Below are 11,446 nucleotides of genomic sequence, written 5' to 3' on the forward strand. Positions count from 1 at the left end.
GCCGTTGGATATTCTTCCGGATCATGGCATACTCATTCACATGAGCGTGAAGGTGGCGGTGGCCGGTGCCAGCGGATATGCGGGGGGCGAGCTGCTCCGGCTGCTGAGCGGCCACCCGGACGTGGAGATCGGCGCGCTGACCGCCGGCGGGAACGCCGGTACGGCGCTCGGCGTGCACCACCCGCACCTCGTGCCGCTGGCCGGGCGCATCCTGGTCGAGACCACGGCGGACAACCTCGCCGGTCACGACGTGGTGTTCCTGGCCCTGCCGCACGGACAGTCCGCCGGAATCGCCGAGCAACTCGGGGATGACGTCACCGTGATCGACTGCGGCGCGGACTTCCGGCTGCTCGAGGCCGAGGCGTGGATCGAGTTCTACGGCGGCGAGCATGCCGGCTCGTGGCCGTACGGACTCCCGGAGCTCCCGGGTCAACGGGACAAGCTCCGCGGGTCGAACCGAGTCGCCGTACCGGGTTGTTATCCCACCGTCTCCACGCTCGCCCTGCTGCCTGCCGTACGGACCGGGCTCGTCGACGCGGGGCAGCTCGTGGTCGTCGCGGTCAGCGGTACGTCGGGCGCGGGCAAGGCTCCGAAGGCGCATCTGCTCGGCGCGGAGGTGATGGGATCCGCGTCGGCGTACGGCGTCGGCGGCGTGCACCGTCATACGCCCGAGATCGAGCAGAACCTCTCGCCGTACGCCGATCGGGTGAGCGTCTCGTTCACGCCCGTGCTGGTGCCGATGGCGCGGGGCATCCTCGCGACCTGCAGTGCGCCGGTCACGCCCGGCACCGACCTGGGCCAGCTCCGGCAGGCGTACGAGGACGCGTACGGCGACGAGCCGTTCATCCACCTGCTTCCCGAGGGACAGTGGCCGCAGACGCAGGCCACCCTCGGGGCGAACACCGTGCAGTTGCAAGTCGCCCTGGACCAGCGCACCGGCCGCGCCGTCGTCGTGGCCGCGATGGACAACCTCACCAAGGGCACCGCCGGCGCCGCCGTGCAGTGCATGAACCTGGCCACCGGTCTCGACGAGACCCTGGCCCTGCCCCTCGTAGGAGTAGCCCCGTGACCGTCGCCGTCACACCCGCCACTCACGTCGATCGGAGCGCCGGGGTCACCGCGCCGGCGGGTTTCCGCGCGGCCGGAGTGATCGCCGGGATCAAACCAGCCGGTACGCCGGACCTCACCGTCGTCGTCAACGACGGCCCGCACGATGTCGCCGCCGGCGTCTTCACCACGAACAAGGTGAAGGCCGCGCCGGTGCTGTGGTCGCAGCAGGTGCTCACCGCGGGCACGTTGAAGGCTGTCGTGCTCAACTCCGGTGGTGCGAACGCGTGCACCGGGCCTGAGGGTTTTCAGGACACGCACAAGACTGCTGAGAAGCTGGCTGCCGTACTCGGCGTCGGCGCTGCGCAGATCGGCGTATGTTCTACCGGGTTGATCGGTGAGCGACTCCCTATGGATGTGTTGATTCCGGGGATTGATCAAGCTGTCGCGGCTCTCGCAGGTGATGCGGCGGCCGGGTTGGCGGCGGCGACCGCGGTGATGACGACCGACAACGTGCCGAAGCAGGCCGCGTTGAAGCACCCGGACGGGTGGAGTATCGGCGGCTTCGCGAAGGGCGCCGGGATGTGCGCGCCGAACATGGCGACGATGCTGAGCGTCCTCACCACCGACGCCGTACTCGACCAGCCGCACCTCGACCACGCGCTCCGGAACGCGGTCGGCAAGACGTTCAACCGGCTCGACGTCGACGGCGGTACGTCGACCAACGACACCGTGCTGCTGCTCAGCTCCGGCGCCTCCGGAGTGACCGTGACGCCCGAGGCCTTCGAGGCCGCGCTGACCGCACTGGCTGCTGACCTGGTGAAGCAGTTGCAGGCGGACGCGGAGGGCGTCACCAAGCACGTGAGCATCACCGTCCAGGGCGCGGCGTCCGAGGCGGAGGCGCTGGCCGCCGCGAAGATCGTTGCCGAGGACAACCTGTGCAAGACCGCGTTCTTCGCCTCCGACCCGAACTGGGGCCGGATCGCGATGGCGGTCGGCAACGCGCCCACCGCGTTCGACCCGGCGCTGCTCGACATCACCCTGAACGGCGCGGCGATCTGTGTGGCCGGCGGCAAGGGCGTCGACCGCTCCGAGGCGGACCTGAGTGGTCTCGAGATCGACGTGGTGATCGACCTGCACGCGGGGCCGGCCTCCGCGACAGTCCTCACCACGGACCTCTCGCACGCGTACGTCGAAGAGAACTCGGCGTACTCGTCATGATGGATGCCGTCGAGAAGGCCGCGGTCCTCACCGAGGCGCTGCCCTGGCTGAAGCAGTTCCACGGCAAGACCGTGGTGGTCAAGTACGGCGGCAACGCCATGATCGACGAGAAGCTCAAGCGCGCGTTCGCCGAGGACATCGTGTTCCTCCGGTACGCCGGGGTCCGAGTCGTCGTGGTGCACGGCGGCGGGCCGCAGATCAGCGACATGCTCGGCCGGCTCGGCATCGACAGCGAGTTCCGCGGCGGGCTCCGGGTCACCACGCCCGAGGCGATGGACGTCGTCGGCATGGTGCTGGTCGGCAAGGTCGGCCGGGAGCTGGTCGGGCTGCTGAACGCGCACGGCCCGTTCGCGGTCGGGATGTCCGGCGAGGACGCGGGCCTGTTCACCGCCGAACGCCGGACGGCGCTGGTCGACGGCGAGCAGGTCGACATCGGACTGGTCGGCGACGTCGTCGAGGTCCGGCCGGAGGCGGTGATCGACCTGATCGACGCGGGCCGGATCCCGGTGGTGTCGACGATCGCCCCGGACGAGGACGGCCAGGCGCACAACGTGAACGCCGACACCGCGGCGGCCGCGCTCGCGTCGGCGCTCGGGGCCGAGAAGCTCGTCGTACTCACCGATGTCGCCGGGCTGTACCGCAACTGGCCGGACAGCGACGAGATCGTCACCCAGATCGACACCGACGAACTCGCCGAACTGCTGCCCACGCTCGCGTCCGGCATGGTCCCGAAGATGGAGGCCTGCCTGCGCGCGGTCGAGTCCGGCGTCTCCCGAGCGACCGTGATCGACGGCCGGGTGCCGCACTCGCTGCTGCTGGAGATCTTCACCGACGCCGGAAGTGGAACCCAGGTGATCCCCTCATGACCGAACTGCTGACCGTCGACGGTACCCAGGCCGCGCTCACCGCGCGCTACTCGGGCGCGCTGATGAACACCTTCGGGGCGCCGAAGCGCGTGCTGGTCCGCGGCGAGGGCGCGTACCTGTGGGACGCCGACGGCACCAAGTACCTCGACCTGCTCGGCGGGCTCGCGGTGAACTGCCTCGGCCACGCGCATCCGTTCGTGGTGTCTGCCGTCACCTCGCAGCTCGCCACGCTCGGCCACGTCTCGAACTTCTTCGCCTCCGCGCCGCAGATCGCGCTGGCCGAGAAACTCCTCGGCCTCTTCGACGTCCCGGGCAAGGTGTTCTTCACGAACTCCGGCACCGAGGCGAACGAGGCCGCGTTCAAGATCACCCGGCGGACCGGCCGGACCAAGATCGTCTCGACGATCGGCGCGTTCCACGGCCGGTCGATGGGCGCGCTCGCCGTGACCTGGAAGCCGGCCTACCGCGAAGCGTTCGCGCCGCTCCCGGGCGACGTGGAGTTCGTGCCGTACGGCGACGCCGAGGCGCTGGCCGCCGCGGTCGACGACGAGACGGCGGCCGTGGTGCTCGAGCCGATCCAGGGCGAGAACGGCGTCGTCGTACCGCCGGACGGGTACCTGCGGGCGGCGCGGCGGATCACGTCCGAGCACGGCGCGCTGCTGTGGATCGACGAGATCCAGACCGGCATCGGGCGGACGGGCGACTGGTTCGCCTTCGAAAGGGACGGGATCACGCCGGACCTGGTGACCGTCGCGAAGGGCCTGGGCGCCGGCATCCCGATCGGCGCCTGTGTCGGGCTCGGCGCCGCCGCCGACCTGCTGCAGCCGGGGAACCACGGGACGACGTTCGGCGGCAACCCGGTCGCGGCGATCGCCGGGCTCGCGGTGCTGACCGTGATCGAGCGGGACGGCCTGCTCGACCAGGTGAATGCCATCGGCAACCACCTCGTGTCGGCGGTGACCGCGCTCGACCACCCGCTGATCGAGGGCGTCCGCGGGCGTGGGCTGCTGCTCGCGATCCAGCTCGCGAAGCCGGTGTCGGACCAGCTGGCGGCGCTCGCGCTGGAGTCGGGGTTCGTGGTGAACAACCCGATCCCGGACGCGTTGCGGCTGGCGCCGCCGTACATCCTCAGCAAGGCTGATGCGGACAGTTTCGTCGCAGCCCTACCAGGGCTGCTCGACAAGGTGGAGATCTGATGGTGCGGCACTTCTTGCGGGACGACGACCTGTCGCCGGTCGAGCAGGACGAGGTCCTCACCTTGGCCGCCCAGCTGGCTCAGGACCGCCTCTCCCACCAGCCCCTGACCGGCCCGAAGACCGTGGCGGTGATCTTCGACAAGACGTCGACCCGGACCCGGATCTCGTTCGCGGTCGGGATCGCGGAGCTCGGCGGGTCGCCGCTGATCATCGACGCGCAGACGTCCCAGCTCGGCCGCGGCGAGCCGATCGCGGACACCGCGCGGGTACTCGACCGGCAGGTCGCGGCGATCGTCTGGCGGACGTTCGCGCAGACCCGGATCGAGGAGATGGCGGCCGCGTCGTCGGTGCCGGTCGTGAACGCGCTGACCGACGAGTTCCATCCATGCCAGATCCTCGCGGACCTGCAGACCGTCCGCCAGCACAAGGGCGCGACGGCCGGCCTCAAGCTCGTGTACCTGGGCGACGGCGCGAACAACATGGCGCACTCGTACCTGCTCGGCGGCGCGACGGCGGGCATGCACGTCGTGGTCGGCTCGCCCGCCGAGTACCAGCCCGACCCGGCGATCCTCGCCCGGGCCGCGGAGATCGCCGCCACGACCGGCGGATCAGTGGCCTGGACCGCGGACGCGGCCGAGGCCGTCGACGGTGCCGACGTACTGGCCACCGACACGTGGGTGTCGATGGGGCAGGAGGCCGAGGCGGCAGAGCGTGAGGCGCCGTTCGTGCCGTACGCCGTGACCGAGCAACTGCTCGCCAAGGCGAAGCCGGACGCGATCGTGCTGCACTGCCTGCCCGCCTATCGTGGCAAGGAGATCGACGCGGCCGTGATCGACGGACCGCAGTCGGTCGTCTGGGACGAGGCCGAGAACCGGCTGCACGCGCAGAAGGCGCTGCTGTCGTGGCTGCTGGCAAGGAGCTTTCAGGGATGAGCGTCGCCGTACCGACCACCAAGACCGCGCGGCAGCAGCGGATCGTCGATCTGCTCGGGCGGCAGCCGGTCCGCTCGCAGACCGAACTGGCCGACCTGCTCGCCGCGTCCGGCCTGGTGGTCGGGCAGGCGACGCTGTCCCGGGACCTGGTGGAGATCGGCGCGGTCAAGGTCCGCGACACCACCGGCCAGCTCGTGTACGCCGTACCGGGGGAAGGCGGCGACCGTACGCCGCGGGCCGGCGAGGCGGCCGCCTTCGAGGCCCGGCTGGCCCGGGTCGCGTCGGAGCTCCTGGTCTCCGCCGAGGGCAGCGCCAACCTGGTCATCCTCCGAACCCCACCGGGAGCCGCCCAGTACTTCGCCTCGGCGATCGACCACGTAGGCCTGGACGACGTCCTCGGCACCATCGCCGGCGACGACACCGTCATGGTCGTCTCCCGCAACCCCACCGGCGGCGAGTCCCTCGCCACCCGCTTCTTGTCCCTAGCCGCCCGCTCCGAACCGAAGTAGAGGAAGTTGTTGTGAGTAGTGCAGAGAACGCCGCCCTGTGGGGTGGCCGGTTCGCAGGCGGTCCGGCGGATGCGTTGGCGGCGTTGAGCAAGTCGACGCAGTTCGACTGGCGGTTGGCGCCGTACGACATCGCGGGGTCCAAGGCGCACGCCAAGGTGTTGCACCGTGCGGGGCTGCTGTCCGACGGCGACCTGACTGCGATGCTGGCGGGGCTCGACGAGCTGCTGGCTGATGTGCTCGCCGGCCGCTTCCTGCCTGCTGAGGCTGATGAAGACGTGCATACGGCGCTGGAGCATGGGTTGCTGGACCGTCTTGGGCCGGAGCTCGGTGGCCGGCTGCGCGCGGGCCGGTCCCGCAATGACCAGGTCGCGACGCTCTACAAGGCCTATCTGCGCGAGCACGCGCGGATCATCGGGCGGCTGGTGATCGAGCAGATCAACGTGCTGGCGGACCAGGCTTCGCAGCACCTCGGGGTGGCGATGCCGGGCCGTACCCACCTGCAGCACGCGCAGCCCGTCCTGCTGTCGCACCACCTGCTCGCGCACGCCTGGCCGTTGCTCCGGGACCTCGACAGGCTGGCCGACTGGGACGCGCGGGTGGCGGCGGACTCGCCGTACGGCTCGGGTGCTCTGGCGGGGAGCTCGCTGGGGCTGGATCCGGTGTTCGTCGCGGTCGAGCTCGGGTTCACGAACTCCTCGGCGAACTCGATCGACGGTACGTCGGCGCGGGACTTCGTCGCGGAGTTCGCGTTCGTGCTGGCGCAGATCGGTATCGACCTGTCGCGGCAGGCCGAGGAGATCATCATCTGGGCGACGAAGGAGTTCGGGTTCGTCGAGCTGGACGACGCGTTCTCGACCGGGTCGAGCATCATGCCGCAGAAGAAGAACCCGGACATCGCCGAGCTCGCCCGCGGCAAGGCGGGCCGGCTGATCGGCAACCTGAGCGGGTTGCTCGCGACGCTGAAGGCGCAGCCGCTCGCGTACAACCGCGACCTGCAGGAGGACAAGGAGCCGGTCTTCGACTCCATCGACACGTTGGAGGTGCTGCTGCCCGCGTTCACCGGGATGATCCGCACCCTCCGCTTCAACACCGCCCGCCTTGAGGAGCTGGCTCCGCAAGGCTTCTCACTGGCAACCGACATCGCCGAGTGGCTGGTCCGCCAGCAGGTCCCGTTCCGCGTCGCCCACGAACTGGCCGGCGCATGCGTCCAGGCGTGCGAAAAACGCGGCATCGAACTCTGGGATCTCACGGACGAAGACCTCGCCGCGATCTCCCCTCACCTCACCCCCGAAGTCCGCACGGTCTTGACGGTCCAGGGCTCCCTCGCCTCCCGCAACACCCGAGGCGGCACCGCCCAACCCCAGGTAGAAGCCCAACTAACCGAACTCCACACCCGCCTCACGAACCACGCCACCCGCCTGGCTTAAGGTGCTGCGCATGCGGCGTTCTGTTCTGGCTGGGCCGGTGTTGGAAGTGGCGCCGAAGCTTCTGGGGATGGTGCTGCGCAGCACCACCCCGGACGGGACAGTCGCCGTCCGCCTCACCGAGGTAGAGGCGTACGACGGATCCAACGACCCCGGGTCCCACGCCTACCGCGGCCGCACCGCCCGCACCGAGGTGATGTTCGGCCCGCCCGGCCACCTGTACGTGTATTTCACGTACGGCATGCACTTCTGCATGAACGTCGTCGCCGGCGCCGACGGCAAACCCTCCGCCGTACTCCTCCGCGCCGGCGAGGTCGTGGAGGGCCTCGACCTCGCCCGCGCCCGCCGCGGCCACCCGGTCGAGCAGCATGTCGCCTTCAACCAGGCCGCCGTACGCAAAGGCCCGGTCACCAAGGTCGCCAAGCCGAACCCCGACCGCGACCTGGCCCGCGGCCCCGCTCGCCTCTGCGTTGCCCTAGGCATCGGACGCGACGGCAACGGCACCGACCTGCTCGCGAAGAACGCCCCCATCCAGCTCGTCGACGGCCCGGGCTACGACGGCGTACCGTCAACCGGCCCCCGCGTGGGCCTCCGTGACGCCGCCGACCGCCCGTGGCGCTTCTGGATCCCCAACGACCCCACGGTCTCGCCGTACCGCCCGCACGTCCCCAAGAAGCGCCCCTAACGTCCAGCCAGCTCCAGCACGTACTCCAGCTGCGGCAACCCGTGCTCCACCTCCGGATCCGGGAACAGCCCGACGTGGTCCACCCCGGCCGCCTCCAGCCCGTCGAGATGCGCGGCCGCGTCCTCCACGGTCCCGATCGCCCCGATCGCCGTCCACCAGTCCTGCGGCATCCCGACCAGCGCGGCCTCGCCGCCCGCCTCGTACAACGTCCGCAGCTCGTCGAAGAACGGCAACGCGGTCAGCTGCGGCGCCTTGTCCGCGATCCGCCACCCGAGCCACGGCGCGGTCCACTCGTACGCCGCCTTCCGGTCGTCCCGCACGCACATCGCCGTGAACGTCGCCACCACGAACCCCTCGGGCGACCCGGCGTACTCCACCGACTGCCGCACGTACGCGGCGGACGCGGGCTCCGCGAGTACGACGCCGTCCGCGACCCGCCCCGCGAGCGCCATCGACTTCGGTCCCTGCACCCCGAGCAGGATCGGCGGCACCACGGCCGGTGGCGCGTCGAGCTGCACCTTGTCGAGGTACACCTCCTTGCCCACGAAGCTGACCTCCTCGCCACGCAGCAACCGGCTGACGCTCGTCGTCACCTCCTCGAGCGCCGTCAGCGGCGACTTCGGCCGCACCCCCATCTGCCCCATCCAGGACTGCACGCCATGACCGATACCCGGCAGGAACCGCCCCGGCCCGAGCGCCTCCAGCGTCGCGAACTCCATCGCGGTCACGGCCGCCGTCCGCACCACGCCCGGCACGATCCCGAGCCCGACGGTGAGCCGCTCGGTCGACGTCAGCGCGGCCGACACCAGCGACGGGCCGGCGGTGAAGAAGCAGTCCTCGATGATCCACAGCTCGTCCGCCCCACCGTGGTCCAGGCGACGGGCGACGTCGGTCACGAGCGCGGCCGGATAGGTCCGCGGGAAGCACATTCCGATGGCGGTCATGGGAAGACGGTAGGTGGTCGTGCCGACAGTTTGTGAACGCCAGGTCAAAGGTGTCCACGGCCCGCGGGGGAGGACGACTAGCGGCCCGTGCTCCGGGTAGGTTTCTGGTATGGCCCGTCCGCACTACGCATCCCGTCTCGAGGACTGGTTCAACGCCGGGGTGCAGGTGGTGTTGCGGCGGCGCGGCTGGCAGGAGCGGATCATCCCGCAGGTCGGGTACGGCAACACCGAGTTCGTCCGCGTGCTGGCGCGCGTGGTGCTCGGCCGGGACCCGCGCAACCAGCCGAGGTACGACGAGGACCAGGTGGTGCGCGGGTGGCGCGCGTTCGTGACCGCGCCGGCCACGAAGGTGCCGGTCACGGTGACGGTCGACGGGCAGACGTTCGAGACGGTCACCGACCGGGGCGGGTTCATCGACCTGACGGTCCCGGTGGTGCTGCCGCCTGGCTGGCACGAGATCGTGCTGGGTGTGCACGGCGACCGGCAGGCCCGGGCGCGGATCTTCGTACCGGATCCGGACGCGACGTTCGGTCTGGTCAGCGACATCGACGACACGGTGATCCTGACGATGCTGCCGCGGCCGATGATCGCGGCCTGGAACACGTTCGTCCGCGACGAGCAGGCGCGCCGCGTCGTACCGGGGATGGCAGGCCTGTACGACGAACTGCTGGCCGACCACCCGGGTGCGCCGATGTTCTACCTATCGACGGGTGCGTGGAACACGGCCCCGACGCTGACCCGCTTCTTCGCGCGCCACGGGTACCCACCGGGGCCGTTGCTGATGACGGACTGGGGACCTACGAACACGGGCTGGTTCCGAAGCGGCCAGGAGCACAAGCGGACCGCCCTACGCCGGCTGGCACGGGAGTTCCCGAAGGTGCGGTGGGTGCTGGTCGGTGACGACGGCCAGCACGACCCCCAGCTGTACGGCGACTTCGCACAGACGCACCCGGACCACGTGCTCGCTATTGGCATCCGCCAGCTGACACCGGCCGAGCAGGTGCTGTCGCACGGTCTGCCCGTGCCGAACGCGGACCCTGGAGCCCACGACCCGCACCGGCCGACGGCGGTCACGGTGCAGGGGCCGGACGGGCATGCGCTTCGCCCACAGCTTCGTTCGGTGCTCACGCGTCCGGAGACCACCTGAGCGGGCGGTTCTCGCCGTACAGGACACTAGTGGGGACCGACGTACTCGAGGAGAGAACTAGTGACCGAACGCCGCACTCAGGTACTTGACGACCTGGAGAGCCGTGGCCTGATCGCCCACTCGACCGATCCGGACGCCCTACGGGCCTCGATGGCGGCGGGGCCGATCACCTCGTATGTCGGTTTCGACCCCACCGCGCCCAGCCTGCACATGGGGAACCTGCTGCAGCTGCTGACACTGCGCAGGCTCCAGCTCGCCGGCCACAACCCGATCGGGCTCGTTGGTGGCGCCACCGGGTTGATCGGCGACCCCAAGGAGACGTCCGAGCGGGTGCTGAACCCCAAGGACCTCGTCCACGAGTGGGTCGAGCGGGTGCGCGGGCAGGTGGAGAAGTTCATCGACTTCGACCAGTCGCTGCCGAACCCGGCGCGGATGGTCAACAACTACGACTGGACCAAGGACCTCAACACCCTCGACTTCCTGCGGGACATCGGGAAGCACTTCCCGGTGAACCGCATGCTCGGCCGTGAGGTGGTGAAGGCGCGGCTGGAGCAGGGGATCAGCTACACGGAGTTCAGCTACGTCCTACTGCAGTCGCTGGACTTCCTTGAGCTGTACCGGCGGCACAACTGCACGCTGCAGACCGGTGGCAGCGACCAGTGGGGGAACCTGACGGCCGGCGTGGAGCTCATTCGCCGTACGGACCAGGGCAAGGCACACGCGTTGGCGACGCCGCTGGTCACCAAGGCGGACGGGACCAAGTTCGGGAAGACAGAGTCCGGGACGGTGTGGCTGGACCGGGAGCTGACGACGCCGTACGCGTTCTACCAGTTCTGGTTCAACAGCGACGACCGTGACGTGATGCAGCTGGTGCGGTACTACACCTTCCGTACGCCGGAAGAGATCGCCGCACTGGAGCAGGCGACCGCGGAACGTCCACAGGCGCGGGAGGCGCAACGCGTGCTGGCTGAGGACGTGACGACGTTGGTGCACGGAGCCGACGAGACCCGGAGCGTGCAGGAAGCCTCGAAGGCGCTGTTCGGCCAGGGGGAGCTGGGCTCTCTCGACGGCGCCACGCTTGTCGCCGCGCTACGCGAGGCTCCGCATGTGGAGCTGGGCGCGGGTGAACAGATGCCGACGTACGGCGATCTCCTGGTGAAGTCCGGGCTGGTCGCGAGCAAGTCGGCGGCCCGGCGGACGGTGGCCGAGGGTGGGGCGTACCTGAACAACGAGAAGGTGAAGGACGCGGAGTACGTGCCGGCCGCGGACGACCTGCTGCCGGGGGGCGTGCTGGTGCTGCGGCGCGGGAAGCGTTCTTTTGCAGGGGTTCTGGCCTCGCCGGCACAGGGCTGAGGCACGGTGTCGCTCGGACGTGGGGGTGGCGCTCTACTCCCACATCCGGGCTGCCGAAGGCAAATTGCAAGGCTGTGATTCAGCGCACCGGGGGCCGATTTGACCGGCCACCTGCGATCCAC

General features: G+C 70.0%; 11 protein-coding genes. 10 read left to right on the forward strand and 1 reads right to left on the reverse strand.

Annotation, left to right across the window (positions count from 1 at the left end; translation table 11 throughout):
* The first annotated feature begins 40 nt into the window (after positions 1 to 40).
* From argC to ACQHIV_RS42080, 8 genes are read left to right on the forward strand one after another with little or no spacing between them, the layout of a single operon-like run.
* Positions 41 to 1,069 (forward strand): N-acetyl-gamma-glutamyl-phosphate reductase, encoded by a 1,029-nt coding sequence (gene argC / locus ACQHIV_RS42045; RefSeq protein ID WP_427890353.1) that lies wholly within the window; start codon positions 41 to 43, stop codon positions 1,067 to 1,069.
* A complete protein-coding gene (gene argJ, locus ACQHIV_RS42050) occupies positions 1,066 to 2,268 on the forward strand; it encodes a bifunctional glutamate N-acetyltransferase/amino-acid acetyltransferase ArgJ (protein WP_427890355.1) in 1,203 nt (400 codons plus the stop codon). Before argC ends, argJ begins: the two co-directional genes overlap by 4 nt.
* The gene (argB, locus tag ACQHIV_RS42055; RefSeq protein WP_427890357.1) at positions 2,268 to 3,134 is read left to right on the forward strand and encodes an acetylglutamate kinase; all 867 of its coding nucleotides are present in this window, start codon (positions 2,268 to 2,270) and stop codon (positions 3,132 to 3,134) included. The genes argJ and argB overlap by 1 nt, the downstream gene beginning before the upstream one ends.
* Positions 3,131 to 4,330 (forward strand): acetylornithine transaminase, encoded by a 1,200-nt coding sequence (locus ACQHIV_RS42060; RefSeq protein WP_427890359.1) that lies wholly within the window; start codon positions 3,131 to 3,133, stop codon positions 4,328 to 4,330. Before argB ends, ACQHIV_RS42060 begins: the two co-directional genes overlap by 4 nt.
* Positions 4,330 to 5,262 (forward strand): ornithine carbamoyltransferase, encoded by a 933-nt coding sequence (argF, locus tag ACQHIV_RS42065; protein WP_427890361.1) that lies wholly within the window; start codon positions 4,330 to 4,332, stop codon positions 5,260 to 5,262. Before ACQHIV_RS42060 ends, argF begins: the two co-directional genes overlap by 1 nt.
* Positions 5,259 to 5,771 (forward strand): arginine repressor, encoded by a 513-nt coding sequence (locus ACQHIV_RS42070; RefSeq protein ID WP_427890362.1) that lies wholly within the window; start codon positions 5,259 to 5,261, stop codon positions 5,769 to 5,771. Before argF ends, ACQHIV_RS42070 begins: the two co-directional genes overlap by 4 nt.
* 11 nt (positions 5,772 to 5,782) lie before the next feature.
* Entirely contained in the window at positions 5,783 to 7,198 is a 1,416-nt protein-coding gene (gene argH, locus ACQHIV_RS42075) for an argininosuccinate lyase (protein ID WP_427890364.1), read from the forward strand.
* A gap of 10 nt (positions 7,199 to 7,208) precedes the next feature.
* On the forward strand, positions 7,209 to 7,880 hold the full coding sequence (locus ACQHIV_RS42080) for a DNA-3-methyladenine glycosylase (RefSeq protein WP_427890366.1): 672 nt from the start codon (positions 7,209 to 7,211) through the stop codon (positions 7,878 to 7,880).
* Here the strand turns inward: ACQHIV_RS42080 and ACQHIV_RS42085 are convergent.
* Positions 7,877 to 8,824, reverse strand: coding sequence for an LLM class flavin-dependent oxidoreductase (locus tag ACQHIV_RS42085; RefSeq protein ID WP_427890368.1), 948 nt, complete (start codon positions 8,822 to 8,824; stop codon positions 7,877 to 7,879). The genes ACQHIV_RS42080 and ACQHIV_RS42085 overlap by 4 nt on opposite strands.
* Positions 8,825 to 8,933: 109 nt before the next feature.
* On the opposite strand from ACQHIV_RS42085, the gene ACQHIV_RS42090 reads away from it, so the two are divergent.
* Both ACQHIV_RS42090 and tyrS read left to right on the forward strand, forming a co-directional pair.
* Positions 8,934 to 9,971 carry an App1 family protein gene (locus ACQHIV_RS42090; protein ID WP_427890370.1) on the forward strand — a complete coding sequence of 346 codons (1,038 nt, stop codon included), beginning with the start codon at positions 8,934 to 8,936 and terminating at the stop codon, positions 9,969 to 9,971.
* 60 nt (positions 9,972 to 10,031) lie between these two features.
* Positions 10,032 to 11,324 (forward strand): tyrosine--tRNA ligase, encoded by a 1,293-nt coding sequence (tyrS, locus tag ACQHIV_RS42095; RefSeq protein WP_427890371.1) that lies wholly within the window; start codon positions 10,032 to 10,034, stop codon positions 11,322 to 11,324.
* The last annotated feature ends 122 nt before the right edge of the window (positions 11,325 to 11,446 follow it).

This window comes from Kribbella polygonati (assembly GCF_050320105.1).
In the GTDB taxonomy this organism is placed as follows: Bacteria; Actinomycetota; Actinomycetes; order Propionibacteriales; family Kribbellaceae; genus Kribbella.

Excerpts from the sequence above, each read along its gene's own strand:
- argC (WP_427890353.1), top strand. The coding sequence starts at position 41 with ATGAGCGTGAAGGTGGCGGTGGCCGGTGCCAGCGGATATGCGGGGGGC.
- argB (WP_427890357.1), top strand. The coding sequence starts at position 2,268 with ATGGATGCCGTCGAGAAGGCCGCGGTCCTCACCGAGGCGCTGCCCTGG.
- ACQHIV_RS42060 (WP_427890359.1), top strand. The coding sequence starts at position 3,131 with ATGACCGAACTGCTGACCGTCGACGGTACCCAGGCCGCGCTCACCGCG.
- argF (WP_427890361.1), top strand. The coding sequence starts at position 4,330 with ATGGTGCGGCACTTCTTGCGGGACGACGACCTGTCGCCGGTCGAGCAG.
- ACQHIV_RS42070 (WP_427890362.1), top strand. The coding sequence starts at position 5,259 with ATGAGCGTCGCCGTACCGACCACCAAGACCGCGCGGCAGCAGCGGATC.
- ACQHIV_RS42080 (WP_427890366.1), top strand. The coding sequence starts at position 7,209 with ATGCGGCGTTCTGTTCTGGCTGGGCCGGTGTTGGAAGTGGCGCCGAAG.
- ACQHIV_RS42085 (WP_427890368.1), bottom strand. The coding sequence starts at position 8,824 with ATGACCGCCATCGGAATGTGCTTCCCGCGGACCTATCCGGCCGCGCTC.
- ACQHIV_RS42090 (WP_427890370.1), top strand. The coding sequence starts at position 8,934 with ATGGCCCGTCCGCACTACGCATCCCGTCTCGAGGACTGGTTCAACGCC.